The organism is Rhizobium sp. BK602, assembly GCF_014195095.1.
Lineage (GTDB): Bacteria > Pseudomonadota > Alphaproteobacteria > Rhizobiales > Rhizobiaceae > Rhizobium.
Genome location: NZ_JACIBC010000006.1, coordinates 391794 through 415495, shown reverse-complemented (window position 1 = coordinate 415495; position 23702 = coordinate 391794). Strand labels below are relative to the sequence as shown.

The window sequence follows — 23702 nt, the reverse complement described above, 5'->3', positions numbered from 1 at the left end:
TCGCCTATTCCCGTCAGATCACAGACTTCGGCCGCGCCAGCCATTGCGAATAAGGCTTCACGTCAAAACCCGGATCAGCCGGTTCCTCAAGCACATGGATGAACTCGATCGAATGCCCGTCAGGATCGGAAAAATACTGCGAAACCGACGGCATCCAACCGACAACGACCGGCTCATCAAGCGGCTCGCCATGAAAGCCCTTCGGCTGGACGCCATGAGTCTTCAACGCGGCAGCGGAGCGAACCACCTCATCGAGAGAGGTCCTGAACGCGATATGAAGCCGCATGCGAAGAGGGGCACTACCCGTTTCCCAGAGGCCTAGCATGCTCGTGCGCTTGTCCCCGATCCAAAGGAAGGCGACATTCCTGTCCTCAATGACGGTTGCCAGTTCCAGCCCGACGACATCGCGATAAAACCGGATCGAACGATCAAGATCGACGACCGTCAGATGGGTCTCATACAGACCCAGGATTTGCGGCATCGGCACGTTTGCCATGTCTTCTGAAGCTCCTGTCATTACACTACCTTCGCTGCGGTCACTTCGACCTCCACCAGGAATTCCGGCCGCGTAAACCCGCCGACAATGATCAGGGTCGAGACGGGCTTCGGTTCGAGCGTATAGCGGTCGCGCACGGCCATGTAGGCCGGAAAATCCTCGCGCTTCGTGACGAAGCCGGAGATGCGGATGACGTCGGCGAAGCTCATGCCGGCCTCCTCGAGGATCGCCGTGATCGCCGCAAAGCAGAGCTCCGCCTGGCCGGTCACGTCGGATGGAATGCTGTCATCGAGGCCGATGCCGAGCTGGCCGGAGGTCACCAGCAGGCTGGCGCCCGGCGGCACCAGCAGGCCGTGATTGTAATTGCCGAACGGGCGGCGGACGGAAGGCGGATTGAATGTCTTCTTCATCGGCTGTGGGTCCTTGTGGTCGGGCCGATTTCAGCACTTCGATGCCGGGCGGGCAAGCCGTTCAAAGCACCTGGACGGGCTCCTTCACCCGGTTTCGACGCACTTCCAGCAGGATATGGCCGAAGAGCGCGGCAAGCACGATCGGCCCGCCGATCAGGGTCGCCTTCGAGGGCAGCTCCGACAGGAACAGCCAGACCCACAGGGGCGTGAGCGGCACCTCCAGCGACGTGATCAACGTGGCGTCCGCGGCCGGGATCAAGCGCGAACCGAAGGTATAGAGGCTGAGGCCCATGGCGCTCTGCACGAGGCCGAAGGCGATGATGAGCCCCAGATCATGTCCCGTCACCATGGCCGGCGACGCAAACCAGAAGGTGACGAAAGAGCAAAGCCATGCGGACAGTGCCATCGCCGGCAGCATCGGCACGTCCCGGTGCTGCCGCATGATGACGGCAAGGCCGGCAACGGCCAGGGTCATGACGACGGCAAGCCCCTTGCCGAACCAGCTGCCGTCGCCGTCGGCCTCGCCGGAAAGCATCACCAGCACGCCGATCAGGGCAACGATGCTGGCAACGAGCGTGGCCGCGCTCGGGCGCTCGCGGATAAAGACAAAGGCGACGCCGGCCGTGACGAACGGCACGGTCGCATAGATCACCATCGCATCGGCGATCGAGGTATAATAGATCGAGCCGATACCGCCGATCATCGCGGTCGTGGAGAAAACCGTCGCGGCCAGCGACGGCCAGCGCATCGAGCGAAGAATCCGCCAGGCATTGCCGCGCTCGATGTAGAAAAACAGCGCGAAGACGCCGAGACCAGCGACGATGCCGCGGCAGAACAGAATGGTCATCAGGTCGGCATGGATCGTACGCACGAACAGGCCCGACATCGACCACGCCAAGGCCGAAAGCGCCACATAGGTCACACCCAGGCGATATTGCTGCTGCTCCGCCAGCGTCACGACGAATCCTCCCGACATGCTTATGTTTTATGCCTCGACTATTAGCGAGCGCCGAAACGGCCCACAAGCCATGCTTGCGGCTTGCATGTCGCGGGCGCGAGAAGAAAATGCTGCGGTTGCAGAACCGCCACGCCCACCTCAAGCCAAATCGTTCCACCCGTCTTGCGGATATTTCGAGCGGCTTTACGGTATGGATGATTCGGCAGAGGGAGAGACAATGCAGCTATTGCTGGCAGGCCTGTTTGCATGCGGCTGCGTGAGCCTGGTCGATGCCGTGCCATGGCCTGTGGCCGAAAGCTATATCAATCCCCTCGTGGATTGCAGCCAGAGCGCCAATCCGGGAGCCTGCCGACACACGCGAGACACCTGGAAAACCGAATACGGCGATGCCATCGACGGGAAATATCAGGCACAGCGAAACGTCGCCTTCTGCCTGAGCACTGGCTGCGACAAGGCTATCCAGCCCGACAAGATGCTCGGCTGCGCCTGGCGCATCGTCATCGCGAAATCCGGGCACGCGGAGCTCGATGACACGGATGCCACGAACCTGAAGCTATTCTGTGGGCCGGACTATATTGCCCAGGCGGACAGGCGCGCGGCCGAGACCCAGGCGATAAGCATGGTGATGATGATCGGGAAGTAGTCGGGCGCAGGGCTGTCGATGACCGCCTCGCGCCCGAACTTTACATGCCTTTACGCGTACGGCGCCAAAAAGCCCCGGATCGCCTCGATCTCGTTCGGGCGGATATCGTGGCCGCCCGGATGCCATTCGAGCGTCACGTCCGCTTTCTGCCGCGCGAAATAATCCGCCAGTGCCTTGGTCACCGGCGCCGGCGAGATCGGGTCGCGTTCGCCGGCGGTGATCAAAACGCGCCGCCCTTCCAGGCCGGCATTGTCGCGCGGCTGGAACGGAATCAGCGGATGCATCAGCACGGCGGCATCGAAGAGATCGCCGTGCTCGATCAGCACATTGGCGAGGATATTCGCGCCATTCGAGAAGCCAAGGCCGAGTATCGGCCCGGCGCCGTGATCGGCTGCCAGACCTTTGACATAGGCCGCCATTTTCTGCGTGGCGCGGGCAAGGTCGGCCATGTCGTAGACGCCCTCGCCCGTGCGGCGGAAGAACCGCGCCGCACCATGTTCGGAAACATCGCCACGCGGCGAGACGATGGTCGCTTCCGGCAGCAGGCGGGCGCCGAAATCGAAGAACTGGTTCTCGTCGCCGCCGGTGCCATGAAAGGTGAACAGGATCGGCTTGCCCGGCGCACCGGATTTCACCCGGTGCGCATAGATCATATCCGTCATCATCGTCTCCCTCGTTAGCCTTCGAGCGGCTCGAGATGCTGCTCGATCAGGCCGCGCAGATGCGCATGCTGTTCCGGCAGCTTCAGCGCCTCGCCGAGATGGGCCGTATCCTCGTCGCGGTCGAAGCCGGGCTCGTTGGTGGCGACTTCGAACAGCACACCGCCCGGCGTGCGGAAATAGATCGCCCAGAAGTAATCGCGGTCGATCACCGGGGTCACCTGATAACCCGTATCCATCAGTGCCTTGCGCACCTCCAGCTGCTTGGCGCGGTTCTCGACGGCGAAGGCGACGTGGTGGACGGAGCCGGCGCCCGGAAGCGCGCGGTTGATGTTCGGCATGGTTTCGAGATCGACATAGTCGGCACCATTGCCGCCGGGAATGGCAAGCCGCTTGATGCCTTCATGCGTATCGACCACTTCATAGCCCATATATTTCAGCAGTTCGGCCGTAGCGCCCTCGTCCCTGAGCCGCATGGCGACGGAATGGAAGCCCCGGATGGCATGTTCGGCATCGACGCCGTTGTGCGTCCAAGGATCACGCTTGTCATCCTTGACCTCAACAAGCGCAAAACCGTCTCCATCGGGGCCGGCGAAATGCAGGCGCTTCTGACCGAAGGACTCATCGGCTTTCAGGCCTTCCACGCCCTGCTGGCCGAGCCGCTCCGTCCAATAGCCGAGCGCTCCTTCCGGAATGGAGAAGACGGTATTGCCGACTTCGCCGGTGCCGGGACGACCGCGCGCCATCTTCGGGAACGGGAAATAGGTCATGATCGTGCCGGGCGTGCCGACTTCGTCACCATAATAGAGGTGATAGACATCGGGCGCGTCGAAGTTGACGGTCTTCTTGACGCGGCGCAGACCGAGCGTGTTGGTGAAGAACTTATTGTTGGTGCGGGCGTCTTCCGCCATCGAGGTAACGTGGTGAAGACCCTTGATCTGATTGAGCATCTCTAACCCCTTGTCTCGCCCGCAACGGCAGGCGTTTCTCATGGGCAGAAGATGGTCCTGCGAGCCTCGTTTCGATAGCCCTCAAGTGCCAAACGGATTGTCTCCAATTATTGAACGATGAAAGATGATCGTTCAATCTCATTTCAGCTATTACCCGGATTGGCCGGCAAAGCCCATTCGATCGGCTCGCGGCCATGGTCTTCCAGATAGGCGTTGGCCTTGGAGAAATGCCGGCAGCCGAAGAAGCCGTTATGGGCCGACAGCGGCGATGGGTGCACTGATTTCAGCACCAGATGGCGCTCGGTATCGACGAAAGCGGCCTTCTTTTGCGCATAGGAGCCCCAGAGCATGAAGACGACGCCGTCGCATTCGTCGTTGACCCTGCGGATGACGGCATCGGTGAAACGCTCCCAGCCCTTGCCCTGATGCGAGGCGGCCTGCGATTCCTCGACGGTCAGCACGCTGTTCAGCAGTAGCACGCCCTGCTTCGCCCAGCTTTCGAGAAAGCCGTGACGGGCCGGCGGAATACCGAGATCGGTCTCCAGCTCCTTGTAGATATTGACCAGCGACGGCGGAATGCGCACGCCGGGACGGACGCTGAAACACAGCCCATGCGCCTGGCCGAAGCCGTGATAAGGGTCCTGGCCCAGGATCACCACCTGCACCTCGTCGAGCGGCGTCAGGTCCAGCGCCCGGAAATATTCGCTGCCGCGCGGGAAGATCACCTTGCCGCGCTGCTTCTCCTCGACGAGAAAGGATTTGAGCTGCTGCATATAGGGGCTGGCGAATTCCTGAGACAGCGCCTCTTTCCAGCTTTCCTCCAGCTTGATGCTCGCTTCCGCCATCGCCTCCGGCCTCCGTCTGTTGTCAGCATGTCGATTGAGGAGGAAAGCGGCGGCGTGTCAAGGAAATGGCAAGGGATGGGATCGGCAGATCACAGGTTTTGGAAGGGGAAGTGGCTTATCCCGATCCGATAGAGCAAATTGCCATCAGCGGTGACCTTTAGCTCAGAACCGCCACCACGTCTATTGCTGACTTTTTCATACCAAAATTACAACTTAAGGGCGGAAAATTACAGTTTCTTCACGGTTTTAACGTGAGGTTCTCGGATGTTCTTTGCGTGCCTCGGGGAAGCGCGATGGGTTGGAAAATAGTCGCTGTACTATCGATTATCTCATATTTAAACACGCTGCAGTACTGGTTTTCTGGAGGATACGAGGCCACAATATTGCACTATTTCTTTGTGGTTTTGCAATTGCCTGTGACAGTGGTAACCGCATGTTATGCTTTCAATTTACGTCTCGCCTCCGCTAGGTTCTGGCAGATGATCAAATGGGCATTCCTAGTCGGATTTATTGCGACTATCATTGAAGACATTGGGCCCTTGTCAAAGACACTCGCACGCGCCTCCCAATATCCACTGGCGGATTTTTTAGTCGGCCTGTCAGTAGTTCTATTGATTCAAATTCTGACGCTTGTTGGAATGGGGGTTCAGTACGCGGCTCTGTCTCGCTACATAAAGAAGCGATCACTTAATCAAGAGAAATTTGCACTAATGATTAATTGAGGCCTGTTGCTCACTGTCGGCCCAATCCAGCCAATCTCATAATCCCGGAGCGGCTGGTCGCGCTTGCTGCACCATTCTGCTTGAGCCTGCCCAAATCCACGCACCTTCCCCAATCACCCTTTGATCCGCGCCATCTGCGGATCATAAAGCGGCCTCAACGACACCTGGCACGGCACACGCCGCTGCGCCACATCAAGCTCGTAACGGCCAGAAAGCACGAAGTCCTCCGTCACCCCACTGGGATCGCGAACATAACCGTAGCCGATGGCCTTGCCGATCGTGTAGCCGTAGCCGCCGCTCGACAGCCAGCCGACGCGCTGGCCGTCGCGGTAGATGGTCTCGCGGCCGAGAAGCACGGTTTCGGGATCGTCGGGCACGAAGCAGGCGAGCATCTTCTTCACGCCGGATGCCAGTTGCCGCTCGATGGCCTCGCGGCCCCGGAAGGCGGTGCCCTTCTTGATCTTCACGGCCCAGCCGAGCCCCGCCTCGATCGGCGTGTGGTCCGGGCCGATATCGGCGCCCCAGGCGCGATAGCCCTTTTCCAGCCGGCAGCTTTCGATGGCGCGGTAGCCGGCATTGACGAGGCCATGGTCACGGCCGGCCGCCATCAGCGCGTCATAGACGGTGGTGGCATATTCGACCGGCACATGCAGCTCGTAGCCGAGCTCGCCGACATAGGTGATGCGCAGCGCCCGGACGGGGCAGCCGGCGATGCCGACGGTCTTCACCCGCCCGAAGGGGAATGCGGCGTTGGAAACATCGTCCGAGGTGACGGCTTCCAGCACTGCGCGCGCATGCGGCCCCATCAGCGACAGGACGGAATAGGCCGAGGTCACATCCACCAGCTCGGCATGCATGTCTGTCGGGATGTTCCGCGCGATCCAGTCGAAATCATGCGTGGCGAAGCCCGTGCCCGTGGTGATGTAGAATTCAGTCTCGGCGATGCGGGCAACGGTGACGTCGCATTCGATGCCGCCCCGGTCGTTCAGCATCTGGGTATAGGTCAGCGCGCCCACCGGCTTCGACACGTCGTTGGAGGCGATCCAGGAGATCGCTGCCTCGGCATCCCGCCCCTTGAGCACGAATTTGGCGAAGGAGGTCTGGTCGAAGATGACGGCCGCTTCGCGCACCGCTTTGTGCTCGCGCCCCACGGCATCGAACCAGTTCTGCCTGCCATAGGTATAGACGTCCCTCGGCTCCTCCCCGGCGAAGAGATCGGCAAACCAGTTCGGCCGCTCCCAGCCGAGCTTTTCGCCGAAGCAGGCGCCCTGTGCCTTCAGCCGGTCGTAGAGCGGCGACTTGCGGCAGGGACGGCCGCTGGAATGCTCCTCGAAGGGCCAGGCCATGGTGTAATGCTTGCCATAGGCCTCCAGCGTGCGGGTGCGCACCCAGTCGGTGTCGAAATGCGGACGGCCGAAGCGGCGGATATCCACCGGCCAGAGATCGTAGGGCGGCTCGCCCTTCACCACCCATTCGGCGAGCGCCATGCCGGCCCCGCCGGCGGAGGCGATGCCGAAGGCGTTGAAGCCGGCGCCGACGAAGAAGTTCCTGAGTTCCGGCGCCTCGCCGAGAATGAAGTTGCCGTCCGGCGTAAAGCTCTCGGGGCCGTTCAGCAGCTGCTTCACGCCGGCCGTCTCCAGCCCCGGCACGCGCGCCAGCGCCTGCTCCATGATCTGCTCGAAATGGTCGAAATTGCTGTCGAGCAGCGTGTAGTGGAAGCCCTCGGGAATGCCGTCCACGGCCCAGGGGATGGGGTTCGGCTCATAGCCGCCCATGACCAGCCCGCCGACATCCTCCTTGTAATAGGTCAGCCGGTCGGGGTCGCGCAGCGTCGGCAGGTTGGAGGGGACGCCGAAGGATTCGGTGATCAGATATTGATGCTCGACGGAGACGAGCGGCACGTTGACGCCGAAGCGCGCCGCGAAGCTCCGGGTCCACTGTCCGGCGCAGACCACGACACGCTCGCATTCGATGCGGCCCCTGTCGGTGATGACGGCCCTGATCCTGCCCTTGTCGATCTCCAGATCGAGAACCTCGGTATCCTCGAAGATCGAAACGCCGGCCATGCGGGCGCCCTTGGCGAGCGCCTGGGTAATGTCGGAGGGATTGGCCTGCCCGTCGGTCGGCAGATAGGCCGCACCGATCAGGTCGTCGGTGTTCATCAGCGGCCAGAGATCGAAAGCCTCCTTCGGCGTCAGGAGCTGCATCTCCAGTCCGAAGGATTGCGCCGTGGTCGCCTGCCGCTTCACCTCGGTCCAGCGCTCCTCGTTACAGGCAAGGCGCAACCCGCCATTCATCTTCCAGCCGGTGGCAAGCCCGGTCTCGGCCTCGAGCTTCTTGTAGAGATCGACGGAATAGCCGAGCATCTGCGTGATGTTGGCGCTGGTGCGCAACTGGCCGACAAGGCCGGCCGCATGGAAGGTGGTGCCCGAGGTCAGCTTCTTGCGCTCCAGCAGCACCGTATCCGTCAGGCCGAGCTTGGCGAGATGATAGGCCGTCGAACAGCCGATAATGCCGCCGCCGATGACGACCGCCTTGGCCGTGTTGGGCAGTTCCTTCATCACATCACCTCAAGCTTCCCGGAATGACCGATAGGCGCGCTCGAAGCGTGCCAGATTTTCGTTCGTATAGGCGGAATAATCGAAATCGATATCGGAATGGATCTCCGACACCATGCTCCACATCGTCTCGCGCAGCAGCGACGCGCATTTCATCGCCTGGTAGCGCCGAAGCAGACCGCCATCCGCCGGCGCCTCGAAATAGGCTTCCAGCATCCGGACTTCCTGCTCCTCGGAGAATTCATTGTTGGAGGCGAGACCACCGAGATCGAAGAGCGGCGTGTTGAAGCCGGCATAGTCCCAGTCGATCAGCCAGAGGCGCTTGCCGTCGTCGAGGATATTGGCGGCCAAGAGATCATTATGGCCAAAGGCGATGTCGAAGGGGCCGGCCGCTTTCTCCAAACGCTCTGCCGCATCGAGGAAGGAGGCAAGCGATGTCCGATAGCGACTGCCCTTTTCATCGAGGAAGGCGGCGTAGTCGCGTACCACATGGAAGACCCAGAAGATGGCGGCGTTCCCACGAAAATGCCGGGCGACGTCCCGATGGCAGGTGCGCACGAGCGACACGACACGCGCAAACATCGCGGCGTCGCGGATATCTGCCGCCGAAAGCGCCTTGCCGTCGATATAATCGAGCACGAGAATGCCGGGCTCGTGATGGATGACGGCGGGCGACAGCCCCGCCGCATGCGCTGCCCGGCTGGCCGCGACTTCGTTCACCCGGCTGATATGATGGACGGGAATATCCGCGCCCAGCCTGACGACGAAACGCCGGCCGCTATCCGTAACCAGATAGTTGCGGTTGGTGATGCCACCCACCAGCGGGACGATCTCGACCGGCCCGCGCCAGATACCCAGAGCCTGTATCCTGTCTTCAGGCGTTGCGGCCATCCCCCCTCCAGCGCGTCGATTGCGCGACTTTCGGATGGAAAAGTTTCTCACAAAAGCCGGGCTGTCAAGCGCCAGCCACAAAATGAAACGGCCAGGAGGCTTTTTGTTGAGTTGCCCTGAATGAGGGAGGTTCGGATCGATATTAAGCTATGGATAGCGTCAACAGAAAGCTTCATCCCTGACGCGATTTGGCTTAAAAATTCCGAACCGGGCCGATTGCAGGCGGACGCGTTGTCTTCGGATCATGCCCCAGATAGGATCGAGATCATGCCGGACATGTCGCAGACGCCGCCGCATTCGAACCATCGGGAACGCGAAATTCTCGAGGAGCTGAGGCTCGCGGGCGGAGCAAGCCGCATCCAGTTCCTCGCCGACCGGCTGTCCGTCTCGGAGGAGACCATCCGCCGCAATATCCGCAGCCTGGAAGCCAATGGCCTCGTGACCAAGGTCCATGGCGGCGTGCATATCAAGGATTCCTTCATCGAGCCGCCGCTGCATTTCCGCATGAACGAGAATGCCGAGGCCAAGCGCCTCATCGCCGCCCGCCTCGCGGCGATGATCCAGGATGGCGATACGATCTTCCTCGACATCGGCTCCACCACGGCCTTCATTGCCGTGGCATTGCAGAAGCACCAGAACCTGTTCGTCGTCACCAATGCCGTCTCGGTGGCGCATGCACTGGCCACCCGCAACGGCAATCGCGTCTTCTTCGCCGGCGGCGAGCTGCGCAGCCACGATGGCGGCGCCTTCGGCACCGAGGCGACGAATTTCCTGCGCCGCTTCAATGTTCGCCATGCCGTGCTCTCCGTCGGCGCCGTCAACGCTACCTCCGGCTTCATGCTGCACGATCTGGAGGAGGCGGAGTTTTCCCGCGAGGCGGCGCGGCACGCCGAAAACCGCATCATCGTCGCCGACAGCGCCAAATTCGGCCGCAGCGCCCCGATCATCATCGACGATCCCGCCATCTACGACATGATGGTCACCGACAACATGCCGCCGCCGGATATCCGGGCCATGCTCGAGCGCCACGACATCGAACTCGTCATCGCCGGCCAGCGCCGGACGGAGCAAGGTTGAGCGAGAACAGGCCTGCGTTTCATGGAATCGCAAATCTGTTCTCGCTCTTTGCCTCTACGCAATTCCGGACGGAAAACCGCTGCACACTTTTCCTGGAATTGCTCTAACCCCTGCACATGGCTTCCAGCGTCAGCGCCGCCTTGCTGGCATGACGCTCCTTGTGACGCAGCAGGCGAAAGCTGCGGGCGGGCAGATCGAAGGCGGCCCGCACCAGCAGGCCCTGCCCGCGATAGGCCGCCGCCGCAGCACTGGAAATGGCGGCGGCACTCTGCCCGGCGCAGACCGCCGACAGCACCGCCTCGTTCGATGGCAGCACCAGGGCCACGTTGAGATCGCGCGACGACACCCCGAGCTTGAGGATCGCATTCTCGAACTCGGACCGCGTACCCGAGCCTTCCTCGCGCATCACCCATGACGTCCCGGTGGCAAGGTCGGACGCGCAAAGCTTGGCGCCGTCCGCCCAGGGGTGATCCGGCGGTACGACGATGACGAGCGCATCCTGCGCGACGATCTTCATGGACAGGACCGGCGCATCCACCTCCCCTTCGACGAAGCCGAGCTCGGCGGAGCCTTCGATGACCGCTTCGGTGACAGTGCGGGTATTGCCGATCGTCAGGTCGAGATCGATGCCGGGATAGTCTCGGCGGAAACGCATCAGGATCGGCGGCAGCCAATAGCTGGCGATGGTCTGGCTGGCGCGCAGGCTGAGCCGGCCGCGCTGCAGGCCGCCGAGTTCGGTGAGCATCAGCTCGGCCGAGCGAACCCGCGCCAGCGTCGCCCTGGCTTCGCCGAGGAAGATGCGGCCGGTCTCGGTCAGCTCGATCCGCCGGCCGACGCGATGAAATAGCTCGACGCCATAATAGGCCTCGAGGTTCTTGATCGCCGTGCTGACCGCCGAAGGCGTCAGATGAATCGCCTCGGCGGCATGGGTCAGATGCTCCCGCTCCGCGACGGCGACGAAAATTGCGAGCTGCTCGAATGTCATGGGAAATCATTCTAATTTATCGAATGAAACATAGGATAATATTCGATGGATGTCGACATCGGGAGATGAGACTTTCCCGGCACAGCAAATTCCGAAAAGCCGAATGGCGGTGCCGCATGCCTCTTTCCCAACGGATCAACGTCCTTCTCCCCGGTCTGGCCCTTACCGGCGCGGTGGCGCTTCTGGCCTATGCCGGCGAGCATATGGAACTGAGCATTCTCGGCGGCCGGTGGATCGAAAGCCTGGTGCTCGCCATCGCTCTCGGCATCCTCGTCTGCACCGTAAGGCCCCTTGCACCCGCCACGCGCCCCGGCATCGATTTCAGTGCCAAGATCCTGCTGGAAATCGCCATCGTCCTGCTCGGAGCCTCGATCAGCTTGTCGGCGATCGATCAGGCCGGCGTCTGGCTGATCGCGGGCATTGCCCTCGTCGTCGTGCTGTCGATCGCCGCGACCTATGCGACCGGCCGGCTGCTCGGCCTGCCGCCGAAGCTGGCCACGCTGATCGCCTGCGGCAATTCCATCTGCGGCAATTCGGCCATCGTCGCGGTCGCCCCGGTGATCGAGGCCGGCTCGCAGGAGACGGCCGCCGCCCTCGCCTTCACCGCAGTCCTCGGTGTCGCCGCCGTCTTCCTGCTGCCGCTGCTTTATTTCCATGCCGGCATGAGCGCGCCGCAATATGGGATACTGGCCGGCCTGACCGTCTACGCCGTTCCGCAGGTCCTGGCAGCGACCGCACCGGTGGGCCTGCTGGCCGTGCAGACCGGCACGATCGTCAAGCTCATCCGCGTGCTGATGCTCGGACCGGTGATCTTCCTGCTTGGCATCATCACGAAGACCGAAGCTCCCACCACCGCGCATCGCCGCCCGCTCGTCCCCTGGTTCATCTGCGGCTTTCTGGGGTTGATGGCACTCCGCTCCTTTGGCCTGATCCCCGACGCACTGCTGACACCGATGGCGCTGGTTTCGAACATATTGACTGTCATCGCCATGGCGGCGCTCGGACTGTCGGTCAATATCCGCTCCGTCGCCCACGCCGGCGGCCGGGTGATCGCGGCGGCCATGCTGTCGCTGCTGATGCTCGGCGTCATCAGCTACGGGTTGATTGCTTTCTTGCAGATCCCCTAGGCTTGCGGCCACGCTCCGTGCCGGCAACAGGCCGTTTCGCACCGGATTTCCGCGCCGCCATCAGCAGTGCGGCAATCTCGCTGACGGGCGAAGGATATCCGATCGCGTAACCCTGCAGCCCATCGCAGCCGGCATGCGCCAGAAGCCGGGCATGCGCCTCGGTCTCCACGCCCTCGGCGATGACAGCGACGCTGAGGGCTTTCGCAATCTCCACGATCGAGCCGACAAGGCGCCGCTGCTCGTCGGAGTCGGTGATCGCCGTCACCAATTGCCGGTCGATCTTCAGCCGCGTCGGCTTCAGCTTCACCAGCCCGATCAGCGACGCATGGCCGGAGCCGAAATCATCGATTTCGATCTCGATGCCCATGCGCTTGATCGCATCGATATTGGCAAGCAGCCTGGCATCGGGATCATCGAGAAAGATCGTCTCGATCAGCTCGAAGACGATGGCGTGACGCGGTATGTCCAACGCCTGCAGCCGTTCGATCAATGCCGGATCGGCAAGGCGGCTGGCGGAGATATTGACGGCGATACGCGGCGGCTTCAGCCCTTGCGAGGTCCAGGTGACGCGGTCGAGCAGCGCTCGATTGAGGATGGCCGCGTCGATCTCCGCCGTCAGCCCGCATTCGTCCGCCACGCGCAGGAATGCGGCAGGCGGCAACAGCCCTCTTTCCGGATGCTGCCAGCGCGCCAGGGCTTCCAGGCCAATGATCCGACGGCTGTGTGCGTCCACTTGCAGCTGGTAGAACGGCACGATTTCGTTGCGCGTCAGGGCCAGGCGCAGTTCTTCCGCCAATTTCCGCTCGGCCTGCAGGTCGGTTTGCAGCTTCGGCGTAAAGAACTCCACGCGGTTGCGGCCGAGTTTCTTGGCCTGATAGAGAGCGATGTCGGATTCCGCCAGCAGATTGCCCGCTTCTTCGATGGGGCTCCAGGCAGCACCGATCGAGGCGCCCATCTGCAGCGTCTCGGAGCCGAAACGTATGTGGCGCCGAACTTGCAGCAGCATCTCTTCGGCAATGGTTCCGGCATCTTCCGCCGTCTCGACATCGACCAGCACCGCGACGAATTCGTCGCCACCGATGCGCGCGACCATATCGCCCGACGCAGTTGCGCCGGAGATTCGGGCCGCGATCACTTCCAGCGTCGTATCGCCGGCCGCGTGGCCCCATTTGTCGTTGATCTGCTTGAAACCATCGAGATCGATATGGAGAACAGTGAGCGTCCGCACCGCTTTATCGGCGCACAGTTCCGCCAGCCGGCGATCGAAATAACGGCGGTTGGGAAGACCTGTCAGATAGTCGTGGTCGGCGGCGTGCTCGATGCGCGCCTGGCTCTGCTCCAGCGCGACAGCACGGGCTTCGGCGACGGCCTTCTGATTGGTCAGCTCGCGATTGAGCAGGACGTCGGCGGTAACATCCCATTCCGCGCCGATGAAGGACGGTTCGCCGTCAGGCCCCTCGAAGAAGTGGGCGCGCGAACGCAGATAGCGCACCTCGCCACCCGGAAGGATGATGCGGAATTGCGAATTGTAGAGACCCTTTTCCCTGACGGCCACGTCGAACTCGACGGCGGCGCGCTCGACATCGTCGGGATGAACGGCATTCATCCAGATCGCCGACGACACTTTGCGTTCCGTGATGCCAGTCTGGTACAGCCTGTGCATCTGCTGATCCCAGAGCACCTCATCCTTGTTGAGATCGTGCTCCCAAACACCGATCTGCGACGTCTCCAGCGCCAGTTTCAGCCTCCTCAAAAGGTGCTGGAACTCCCGTTCGGATCGTCCTGATACCGCCTCTTTCACCGAGTTCGAACCCCCTCCGGACACTTGGAAAGTCTGGATTATTTTTGCCGATATCCTTGCATCACTGCCTTTCACGACAGTTAACGATCCCTTGACGGTGACGGCTAACGGGCAGCAGCCGATGTTGGATCATTTTGTGGTTAATGATTGTGACGCGGAGGATTGCTGGCAATATCGCGGAAATCGGCGGCGCCGTCGAGCACCGCGCCGTCGGAAAGCTGCGTGACCGAGCGGCGGTAGATGCGCTGCCAGGGCGTCGCGTCCGGCGGCACGGCGGGAATGCCGTCGCCCTTGCGCCGCGCGATTTCCGCCTCGTCCACCAGCATGTCGCAACGGCCGTGATTGAAATCGATGCGGATGACGTCGCCGGTCCTGACCCAGGCAAGCCCGCCGCCGGCCGCACTTTCCGGCGAGGCATTGAGGATCGAAGGACTGTCGGCGGTGCCGGACTGGCGGCCGTCGCCGATGGTCGGAAGGCTGCGGATGCCGCGCTTCAGCAGCGCGTCCGGCGGCTGCATGTTGACCACCTCGGCGGACCCCGGCCAGCCGATCGGGCCGGCGCCGCGGATAACCAGGATGGTATTCTCATCGATGCCGAGATCGGCATCGTTGATCCGCCTGTGATAATCCTCCGAGCCGTCGAAGACCACGGCCCTGCCCTCGAACACGCCTTCGCGGCCCGGCTCCTGCAGGTAGCGGCTACGGAACTCCTGCGAAACGACGCTCATCTTCATGATGGCGAAATCGAAGAGGTTGCCCTTCAGCACCAGGAAGCCCGCCCGCTCCTTGAGCGGATCGGCATAGGGGCGGATGACCTCGCGGTCGGTCGCCTCGCGCCCCTTCAGATTGTCCGCCATCGTCTTCCCCGTCACGGTCGGACAGTCGCCGTCGAGCTTGCCCGCCTGCAGCAGCTCCCACATGATGGCCGGCACGCCGCCGGCGCGATGGAAGCGCTCGCCAAGATAGGCGCCCGCCGGCTGCACATTGGCAAGCAGCGGAATATCGAAGCCGTGCACCTGCCAATCCTCGGGATGAAGCTCGACGCCGGCATGCTTGGCCATCGCGGCGATATGCGGCTGCGCATTGGTCGATCCGCCGATGGCCGAGTTGACCCGAATGGCATTGAGAAAGGCCTGGCGCGTCAGTACGTCGGACGGCTTGATGTCGGCAAGCACCAGCTCGACCGCCCGCCGCCCGGTGCGATAGGCCATCTGCCCGCGTTCGCGATAGGCGCCAGGGATGGCCGCGCAGCCGGTGAGCGACATGCCGAGCGCCTCGGCCATGGCATTCATGGTCGAGGCCGTGCCCATGGTGTTGCAATGGCCGATGGAGGGCGCCGAGGCGAGCGATGCCTCCATGAACTCCTCTTCGTCGATCTCGCCTGCCGCGAGCTTGCGGCGCGAACGCCAGATCACCGTGCCGGACCCGGCCAGCTCACCATCGTGCCAGCCGTCCAGCATCGGCCCGCCGGAGAGCACGATCGCCGGAATATTGACGGTGGAGGCCGCCATCAGCGCCGACGGCGTGGTCTTGTCGCAGCCGGTCGTCAACACGACGCCGTCGAGCGGGTAGCCGTAGAGCACTTCCACCAGGCCGAGATAGGCAAGATTGCGGTCGAGCGCCGCCGTCGGACGCTTGCAGTTCTCGAACATCGGATGGGTCGGGAATTCGATCGGAATGCCGCCGGCGTCGCGGATACCGTCGCGGACGCGCTTGGCAAGATCGAGATGATGACGGTTGCAGGGCGTCAGATCGCTGCCACTCTGGGCGATGCCGATGATCGGCTTGCCAGACCGCAGCTCCTCCGGCGTGATGCCGTAATTCATGAAGCGCTCGAGATAGAGCGCCGTCATGTCGATGTGATCGGGATTGTCGAACCAATCCTGCGAACGCAGGCGCCGCTTGCTCCCAGCTTTGTCGCTCATCTCTTCCTCAGACCTTTTCTCGGGCGTTCTTCTCTTCCAGATGCGACAGCAGGCCGCTGTGATCGACCTCGGCGCCGCCGTTCTCGACGAATTCGGCGAATTCCGCCCTGACGGCCTCGGTCAGCGGCAGATGCAGCGACAGGCTTTGCGCGACGGCAAGCACGGTGTCGAGATCCTTCAACTGGTTGCGCGAGCTGCCGCCGGGCACGAAATTGCGATCGATCATGCGCTGGCCATGCAGATCGAGGATGCGGCTTTCGGCAAAACCGCCGCGAATGGCGGCGCGAAACGCTTCGCGCGAACCGCCACCGGCCTCGACCAGCAGCATCGCCTCGGCAACGGCGCCGATGGTGACGGCGACGATCTGCTGATTGCCGAGCTTGGCGAGCTGGCCGGTGCCGCTCGGTCCGACATGGGTGACGCGCCCAAGCGGCGCCAGGACGTCGCGGATGCTGTCGATGACGCCGGCGTCGCCGCCGGCCATGATCGCCAGCGTCCCGGCAGCCGCCCCGACCACGCCGCCCGAAACCGGCGCATCGATGTGTCGAATGCCGCGCTCGGCCAATTTGGCCGCGTGCTCGCGGGCGACCGGCGGCGGGATCGAGCTGTTGTCGACCACGATGGCGCCGGGCTTCAGCACATCCGCCACCCCGCTGTTGAACAGGACTTCACCCACCGCGCCGCCATTGGTCAGCATGGTGAACAGCACCGACGCACCCTCGGCCGCTTCCGCCGCGGTCGTGGCCACCGTCGCGCCATCGGCCGCCAGTGCGTCGGCCTTGCTGCGGTCCCGGTTCCAGACGCTCACATTAAAGCCCGCGCCGAGAAGGCGCCGCGCCATCGGCGCGCCCATCAAGCCGGTTCCGAGGAACGCGATCTTCCGGTCGGTCATGGCAGCCGCCCTCCCAGCTCGTCATCGATATGCACGCGGATGATCTCGTCGAACGAGCTTTCCGCCGTAAAGCCGAGCTCCCGCGCCCGTGTCGCGGTGAAGCCCTGAGCCCAGCCGGAGACGATGCGCATGATCAGCTCGTCCGGTTCGCGGCGGATCAGCTTGACCGCCTTGTCGCCGGCGGCGCGGCGCAGTGCCTCGATCTGCTCGCCGACAGTGGCGCTGACGCCGGGCATGGACAGGCTGCGCTGGACGCCGAGCGGCGCGAGATCGATCGTCGCGCCGTGAACGAGGAAGCCAACCGCCGAGCGCGGCGAGGCATGCCAGTGACGCACCTCTTCCGGAACGGGCAATACGGCCTCCAGGCCGATCAGCGGTTCACGCAGGATGCCCGAGAAGAAGCCGGAAGCGGCACGGTTCGGCTTGCCGGGACGAATGCAGATGGTCGGCAGGCGGATGCCGATACCGTCGAGGAAGCCGCGCCGCGAATAGTCGGCCAGCAGCAACTCGCTCATCGCCTTCTGCGTGCCGTAGCTGGTGAGCGGCGTCAGGTGGAAATCGTCCGGAATGGGCGTCGGGAAAGGCGAACCGAAGACGGCGCAGGACGAGGTGAAGACGACGCGCGGTCTATATCCATCCTCGGCATTGGCAGCCCGGATGGCTTCGAACAACTGCCGCGTCCCATCGAGATTGATGCGGTAGCCCTTGTCGAAATCGAGTTCCGCCTCGCCCGAGACGATGGCGGCAAGATGGAAGATGACGTCGGGCCTCTGGGCCACGATCGTCTCCGCGGCCCCGGCCGCGGACAGATCCGCGGCATAGGCATCGACCTTACCGCCAAAGCCTTCCGGCTGCGGCGGCGCGATCACGTCGACCAGCGTCAGCCGATCGATCCCGCGCGCCCCAAGGCCACCGTCGGCCACCAGCCGAACCGTCAGTTTCCGGCCAATCATGCCGGCTGCTCCGATAATGGCGATATGCATGCATCCTCCATCGCAATGACGCTCAGCGGGGCAGCTCCTCCGGCCCGATGTACGTCAGTCAATATGCCTATGTGCTTGATAAACCCATGGCGTCAGCATGCAAACGAAATTGGCGGGCGAGCATCAAAATCTTTGAAAAACAGATCAGCCGAAACGGAAAAATTGCCCCACGAGAACGAAAGAGGGCGGGACCTTGCGGTCCCGCCCATGCCATGCCGGGCATTAGGGTACTACCCGACACGGCATCCCTATTCGGCGGCGATCGGGAGCACCTCCGCCGAATGATCGTTGTCGTTGCTGTGATGCTGCTTCAGCGGACGGTTGCCGGTTGCCCTGCGAATCAGCACGTAGAACACCGGCGTCATGAAGATGCCGAAGAAGGTGACGCCGATCATGCCGGCAAACACCGCGACACCCATGGCAGCGCGCATCTCGGCACCGGCTCCGGTCGAGGTGACCAGCGGCACGACGCCCATGATGAAGGCCATGGAGGTCATCAGGATCGGGCGCAGACGCAGGCGGCTGGCCTCGATCGCGGCCTGAACGGGCGTGCGGCCCTCGAATTCCAGCTCGCGGGCGAATTCCACGATCAGGATCGCGTTCTTCGCCGACAAGCCCACCAACACCATCAGGCCGATCTGCGTGAAGATGTTGTTGTCGCCGCCCGTCAGCCAGACGCCCGTCAAGGCGGCCAGCACGCCCATCGGCACGATCATCACGATCGCAAGCGGCAGGGTGACGCTTTCGTACTGGGCGGCCAGCACGAGGTAGACGAGCAGCAGGGCCAGCGGGAAGATTATGATGCCCGAGCTACCGGCCAGGATCTGCTGGTAGGTCAGATCCGTCCACTCGAAACCGATACCCTTCGGCAAGGTTTCGTCGGCGATGCGCTCGACGGCAGCCTGCGCCTGACCGGACGAGAAGCCCGGCGCCGGACCGCCATTGATGTCGGCGGCAAGGAAGCCGTTGTAACGCGTCGTCCGTTCCGGACCGGTACTGGCCTCGACCTTCAGAAGCGCAGACAGCGGGATCATCTGGCCGGATGCCGAACGGACCTTCAACTGGCCGATATCGCTCGCATGCGAACGGAACTTGGCGTCCGCCTGCACACGCACGCTGTAGGTACGGCCGAAGGCATTGAAGTCGTTGACATAGAGAGAGCCCAGATAGATCTGCAGCGTGTCGAAGACATCGGTCACCGAGACGCCGAGCTGCTCGGCCTTGGCGCGATCGAGATCGGCGAAGAGCTGCGGCACGTTGATCTGGTAGCTCGAGAACAGGCCGGCCAGTTCCGGCGTCTGGTAGGCCTTGGCGAGGAATGCCTTGTTGGCTTCGTCGAGCGCCTGATAGCCGAGACCGGCACGGTCCTCGATCTGCATCTTGAAGCCGCCGGTCGTGCCGAGGCCCTGAACGGGCGGTGGCGGGAACATGGCGATAAAGGCATCCTGGATCGCACCGAACTTCTGGTTCAGCTGCATGGCGATGGCGCCACCCGACAGATCCGGCGTCGTCCGCTCCTCGAATGCCTTCAGCGTCACGAAGACGATGCCGGCGTTGGAGGAGTTGGTGAAACCGTTGATCGATAGGCCCGGGAAGGCGATCGCATGTTCGACGCCCGGCTGTTCCAGCGCGATCTTGCTCATCCGCTGGATGACATCATCCGTGCGGTCGAGGGTGGCGCCGTCGGGAAGCTGCGCGAAGCCGATCAGATACTGCTTGTCCTGCTGCGGCACGAAGCCGCCCGGCACGGCCTGGAACAGATAGTAGGTCGCGCCGATGAGGGCGAGATAGATGATCATGACCAGGCTCTTTAGCGACAGGATGCCGCCGACGCCCTTGCCATAAGCGTTGGAACCGCGGTGGAACACCCTGTTGAAGCCGCGGAAGAACCAGCCGAGGGTGGCATCCATGACGCGCGTCAGCACGTCCTTCGGCGCATGATGATCCCTGAGCAGCATCGCCGCCAGCGCCGGCGACAGCGTCAGCGAGTTGAAGGCGGAGATGACGGTCGAGATCGCGATCGTCAGGGCGAACTGACGATAGAACTGACCCGACAGGCCGGAGATGAAGGCGAGCGGCACGAAGACGGCGACCAGCACCAGCGCGATCGCGATGATCGGGCCGGAGACTTCCCGCATGGCGCGGTAGGTCGCGTCGCGCGGGCTGAGCCCGTTCTCGATGTTGCGCTCGACGTTTTCCACGACCACGATGGCATCGTCGACGACGATACCGATCGCCAGCACCAGGCCGAAGAGGCTGAGCGCGTTGATCGAGAAGCCGGCGACGTACATCACCGCGAAAGTACCGATGATCGATACCGGAACGGCGATCAGGGGGATGATCGAGGCGCGCCATGTCTGCAGGAACAGGATGACGACGATGACGACGAGCGCGATGGCTTCCAGCAGCGTGTGCACGACCTTGTCGATCGACGACCGCACGAACTGCGTGGTGTCGTAGACGATCTCGTACTTCACGCCATCAGGCATGGCCGTCTGCAGCTCGTTCATGGTCTTGACGACATTGTCCGAGATGGTGATGGCGTTGGAGCCCGGTGACTGGAAGACGGGGACGGCCACGGCCGGCTTGCCGTCGAGCAGCGAGCGCAGCGAATAGTCCGCCGCGCCGAGTTCGATGCGCGCGACGTCGTGCAGACGCGTGATCTCGCCATTGCTACCGCTCTTGACGATGATGTTGCCGAATTCCTCCGGCGTCGTCAGACGGCCCTGGGCATTGACGTTGAGCTGCACGTCGATGCCGGGAACGCTTGGCGACTGGCCGATGATGCCGGCTGCTGCCTGGATGTTCTGCGCGCGAATGGCGTTGGCGATGTCGCTTGCGGCAAGACCCCGTTCGGCCGCCTTCTGCGGATCGACCCAGACGCGCATGGAATAATCGCCCGATCCGAAGACGCGGACCTGGCCGACGCCGTCGATACGGGCAAGCCGGTCCTTGATGTTCAGAGTGGCGTAGTTGCGCAGATAGGTGATGTCGTAACGGTTATCCGGCGAGATGAGGTTGACCACCATCATCAGGTCCGGCGAGCTCTTGACCGTGGTGATGCCGAGATCGCGCACGTTCTGCGGCAGGCGCGGTTCGGCCTGCGAGACGCGGTTCTGCACGAGCTGCTGCGCCTTGTCCGGATCGGTGCCGAGCTTGAAGGTGACCGTCAGCGTCATCAAACCGTCGGATGTCGCCTGGCTGCTCATGTAAAGCATGCCTTCGACGCCGTTGATCTGCTCTTCGATCGGTGTCGCCACCGTTTCGGCGATAACCTTGGGATTGGCGCCGGGATATTGCGCGGTGACGACGATCGACGGCGGCACGACTTCCGGATATTCCGAAATCGGCAGCAGCCGAAGACCGATCAGGCCGGCGACCACGATGAGGATCGACAGCACACCGGCAAACACCGGACGATCGACGAAAAATCTTGAGATGTTCATGGCAGAACCCTCTCCAGGGGTGAATTGGAGGACACGAGGTCCATGCCCGTGGGCGCGAAGCCCCACGAGCGGATCAAAAATCGGAACATTGAGACGGCGGCCGGGAGGAGCTGCCTCCCGGCAACATCGTCACTGCGCGGCCGCAACCTTCTCTTCGAGCTTGGGATCGACGACGGCCCCCGGGCGAACCCGCTGCAGGCCGTTGACGATCACCCGGTCGCCGGCGTTCAGGCCGGCCTCGACGATGCGCTGGCCTTCGGCGGTATCGCCAAGGGTGATCTGGCGGTAGACCACCTTGTTGTCGCCATCGACCACGAAGACGAACTTCTTGTCCTGATCGGTGCCGATCGCGCGCTCGCTGATGACCAGCTTGCTCTCGGCCTTCGGCTGGCCCATGCGCACGCGCACGAACTGGCCCGGGATCAGACGCCCGCCGGGATTGTCGAAGACGGCGCGCACGCTGACCGTGCCGCTGGCCGCATCCACTTCATTGTCGATCAATTGCAGCTTGCCGGTGATCGGCGTGCCGTTGTCGCTGGCGGTGCCGATCTGGACGGGGATCTGCTCGACCGGCGGCGCCGCACCATCGCTGGCCGGAAGCTGCGCCAGCGCCTCCGTCACGGTCTGCTCGTTGGCATTGAAGCTCGCATAGATCGGATCGACCGAAACCAGCGTCGTCAGGGCCGGCGAGGTGGAACCGGCGGCGACGAGGTTGCCGACGGTGACGGCGATCTTGCCGACACGGCCGGCGATCGGCGCGCGGACCTGGGTATAATCGAGGTTGAGCTGCGCCGTCTGCAGGCTGGCCTGGGCCGCCTTCAGATTGGCGTCTGCCTCGGCATAGTTGCTGGAACGCGTGTCCATGTCGCTCTGCGAAATCGTCTTATTGTCGAAGAGCTTCTGGCCACGGCCGACTTCGACCTTGGTAAGATCGAGCCGGGCCTTTGCCGCGCCGACTTGCGCCTGGGCCTGGGCGACGGCCGCCTCATAGGGTGCGGGATCGATCGTCACCAGCAGGTCGCCCTGCTTGACCAGGGCGCCTTCGCGGAAATGCACAGACTCGATGGCGCCGGCCACGCGCGGGCGGACCTCGACGCGGTCGATGGCTTCGAGACGGCCGGAAAACTCCTGCCACGTCGTAATGTCCTTCGCCTGCACGGCGGCAACCGTGACGGGGATGGCGGGTGCCGCGGCCGGGGCCGAAGCTTCCGTCGCCTGGGCACCGCGCGGCATATCCAGATAGGCGGCCGCGCCTGCGACAAGCGCAGCAATACTCAAACCGGCGCCCCACAGGGCCCAGCGCTTACCGTTGGACTTCATGTTAGTCTCTCCTATTGGCCCCGGCTTGGGACACGAGGCCGAAAATTCCTATCGTTCAATCGTCAGGCTTCGGCGCGCGGCGCATTTGCGCGGCGATCGTTCCCGCTCTTCATGTCCGGGACATCACTTCCAGATCCGCGGTCTCTTTCACGAGCGGGATGCTCGCGTCGGTCAAGCCTGCACTTCCTCGACAAAACCCTTGAAACAGCAGCAAACATCCTGCTGCCACGAAGCCTTGTCCTTCGAATGCCCGCCGTAGAGAGTGGGCCAGCCTGTCCCGGCGGGGAGGACTTGCTGGCGAACACGGACGCCGGCTGCTTTGAGACGGCTACCGTATTCCATGCTCTCGTCGCGGAGCGGGTCGTCCTCGGCCGTGAGCACCAATGCCGGCGCGAGGCCCGAAAGCCGCGAACAGTATCGAGGCGCCGCATAGGGATGGCAGACACCGCCCAGGAAACCCAGGTATCGGTTCCAGCCCTCCGTCCAGCGCTCGCGCATGCCGCTTTCCTCCGCCCGGAGGAAAGATTTCGACCCCATGAAGGGATCGAGCAAAGGCGATATCAACACCTGTCCGTCGAGCGAACCAGGCATCTGATCACGCGCCTTCAAAGCCACACCCGCTGCGATGTTGCCACCCGATTCCTCACCGGCGACAAACAGCAGCGATTTCTTCGCGCCGCCCAGCGCAAGCATGTTCCGCTTGTTGCTGAGATAGGCGAGAATTCCGTAAGCGCATTCCAGCACCTGCGGAAAGGCATTGTGGTTGCCGCTGCTGTAATCAGCGGCGACGACGATTGCACCGGCTTCCGCAAGACTCGCGGCAACCGGTCGCTCGGTTGCATGTTCGGTGTCGAAAAAGGCGCCACCATGCAGATAAAGCACGATGGGTGCCGCCTTCTTGAGACCTTCGCCGTTGTAGACCCTCGCTGCCACCGGCCCCGTGGGCACGTTTTCCAGCATCACGTCTTTCCACGGCGCGCTCATGAACTCATATCCTTGTCTATTCGATCGAAC

The 23702-nt window shown here is 62.9% G+C and carries 20 protein-coding genes; 4 read left to right on the top strand and 16 right to left on the bottom strand.

What is annotated here, in order from left to right:
- Positions 1–13: 13 nt before the first annotated feature.
- The 3 genes from FHX11_RS21160 to FHX11_RS21150 all read right to left on the bottom strand — a co-directional run bounded on the left by FHX11_RS21160 (position 14) and on the right by FHX11_RS21150 (position 1882).
- Positions 14–496: a VOC family protein gene (locus FHX11_RS21160; protein WP_184360246.1), complete on the bottom strand. Its 483-nt coding sequence runs from the start codon at positions 494–496 to the stop codon at positions 14–16.
- A gap of 20 nt (positions 497–516) precedes the next feature.
- Entirely contained in the window at positions 517–906 is a 390-nt protein-coding gene (locus FHX11_RS21155) for a RidA family protein (protein ID WP_184360243.1), read from the bottom strand.
- A gap of 61 nt (positions 907–967) precedes the next feature.
- Positions 968–1882 (bottom strand): DMT family transporter, encoded by a 915-nt coding sequence (locus FHX11_RS21150; RefSeq protein ID WP_210292535.1) that lies wholly within the window; start codon positions 1880–1882, stop codon positions 968–970.
- Here FHX11_RS21150 and FHX11_RS21145 point away from each other — a divergent pair.
- A complete protein-coding gene (locus FHX11_RS21145; protein ID WP_246781098.1) occupies positions 1881–2507 on the top strand; it encodes a hypothetical protein in 627 nt (208 codons plus the stop codon). The two genes, FHX11_RS21150 and FHX11_RS21145, sit on opposite strands and share 2 nt — an antisense overlap.
- 50 nt (positions 2508–2557) lie before the next feature.
- On the opposite strand, the gene FHX11_RS21140 is transcribed toward FHX11_RS21145, so the two are convergent.
- The 3 genes from FHX11_RS21140 to ung form a co-directional block, all read right to left on the bottom strand.
- Complete coding sequence (locus FHX11_RS21140) at positions 2558–3169, bottom strand: alpha/beta hydrolase (RefSeq protein WP_184360686.1); 612 nt, start codon at positions 3167–3169, stop codon at positions 2558–2560.
- A 14-nt stretch (positions 3170–3183) separates the two neighbouring features.
- Complete coding sequence (locus FHX11_RS21135) at positions 3184–4116, bottom strand: VOC family protein (protein ID WP_184360240.1); 933 nt, start codon at positions 4114–4116, stop codon at positions 3184–3186.
- Between the two features lie 143 nt (positions 4117–4259).
- Positions 4260–4961, bottom strand: coding sequence for a uracil-DNA glycosylase (ung, locus tag FHX11_RS21130; RefSeq protein WP_184360238.1), 702 nt, complete (start codon positions 4959–4961; stop codon positions 4260–4262).
- 293 nt (positions 4962–5254) lie between these two features.
- Between ung and FHX11_RS21125 the strand changes: the two genes are divergently transcribed.
- Complete coding sequence (locus FHX11_RS21125) at positions 5255–5683, top strand: hypothetical protein (protein ID WP_184360235.1); 429 nt, start codon at positions 5255–5257, stop codon at positions 5681–5683.
- 113 nt (positions 5684–5796) lie between these two features.
- Here FHX11_RS21125 and FHX11_RS21120 read toward each other — a convergent pair whose 3' ends face one another.
- Both FHX11_RS21120 and FHX11_RS21115 read right to left on the bottom strand, forming a co-directional pair.
- A complete protein-coding gene (locus tag FHX11_RS21120; RefSeq protein ID WP_184360232.1) occupies positions 5797–8247 on the bottom strand; it encodes an FAD-dependent oxidoreductase in 2451 nt (816 codons plus the stop codon).
- Between the two features lie 6 nt (positions 8248–8253).
- Entirely contained in the window at positions 8254–9132 is an 879-nt protein-coding gene (locus FHX11_RS21115) for a choline/ethanolamine kinase family protein (protein WP_184360229.1), read from the bottom strand.
- A 267-nt stretch (positions 9133–9399) separates the two neighbouring features.
- Here FHX11_RS21115 and FHX11_RS21110 point away from each other — a divergent pair, with 267 nt between their 5' ends.
- Positions 9400–10209: a DeoR/GlpR family DNA-binding transcription regulator gene (locus FHX11_RS21110; protein ID WP_184360226.1), complete on the top strand. Its 810-nt coding sequence runs from the start codon at positions 9400–9402 to the stop codon at positions 10207–10209.
- A gap of 103 nt (positions 10210–10312) precedes the next feature.
- Here FHX11_RS21110 and FHX11_RS21105 read toward each other — a convergent pair whose 3' ends face one another.
- Positions 10313–11194 carry a LysR substrate-binding domain-containing protein gene (locus FHX11_RS21105; RefSeq protein ID WP_184360223.1) on the bottom strand — a complete coding sequence of 294 codons (882 nt, stop codon included), beginning with the start codon at positions 11192–11194 and terminating at the stop codon, positions 10313–10315.
- A gap of 116 nt (positions 11195–11310) precedes the next feature.
- Between FHX11_RS21105 and FHX11_RS21100 the strand changes: the two genes are divergently transcribed.
- Positions 11311–12321: a YeiH family protein gene (locus FHX11_RS21100; protein WP_184360221.1), complete on the top strand. Its 1011-nt coding sequence runs from the start codon at positions 11311–11313 to the stop codon at positions 12319–12321.
- On the opposite strand, the gene FHX11_RS21095 is transcribed toward FHX11_RS21100, so the two are convergent.
- The 7 genes from FHX11_RS21095 to FHX11_RS21065 form a co-directional block, all read right to left on the bottom strand.
- Positions 12284–14122 carry a GGDEF domain-containing phosphodiesterase gene (locus FHX11_RS21095; protein WP_184360218.1) on the bottom strand — a complete coding sequence of 613 codons (1839 nt, stop codon included), beginning with the start codon at positions 14120–14122 and terminating at the stop codon, positions 12284–12286. The two genes, FHX11_RS21100 and FHX11_RS21095, sit on opposite strands and share 38 nt — an antisense overlap.
- Positions 14123–14262: 140 nt before the next feature.
- Entirely contained in the window at positions 14263–16047 is a 1785-nt protein-coding gene (locus tag FHX11_RS21090; RefSeq protein ID WP_184360215.1) for an IlvD/Edd family dehydratase, read from the bottom strand.
- Positions 16048–16054: 7 nt separating this feature from the next.
- Entirely contained in the window at positions 16055–16939 is an 885-nt protein-coding gene (locus FHX11_RS21085) for an NAD(P)-dependent oxidoreductase (protein ID WP_184360212.1), read from the bottom strand.
- Complete coding sequence (denD, locus tag FHX11_RS21080) at positions 16936–17922, bottom strand: D-erythronate dehydrogenase (protein ID WP_184360209.1); 987 nt, start codon at positions 17920–17922, stop codon at positions 16936–16938. The genes FHX11_RS21085 and denD overlap by 4 nt, the downstream gene beginning before the upstream one ends.
- Before the next feature lie 248 nt (positions 17923–18170).
- Positions 18171–21368 (bottom strand): efflux RND transporter permease subunit, encoded by a 3198-nt coding sequence (locus tag FHX11_RS21075; protein WP_184360206.1) that lies wholly within the window; start codon positions 21366–21368, stop codon positions 18171–18173.
- 129 nt (positions 21369–21497) lie between these two features.
- Complete coding sequence (locus FHX11_RS21070) at positions 21498–22688, bottom strand: efflux RND transporter periplasmic adaptor subunit (RefSeq protein WP_184360203.1); 1191 nt, start codon at positions 22686–22688, stop codon at positions 21498–21500.
- A 171-nt stretch (positions 22689–22859) separates the two neighbouring features.
- A complete protein-coding gene (locus FHX11_RS21065) occupies positions 22860–23672 on the bottom strand; it encodes an alpha/beta hydrolase (RefSeq protein WP_184360200.1) in 813 nt (270 codons plus the stop codon).
- Positions 23673–23702 lie beyond the last annotated feature (30 nt).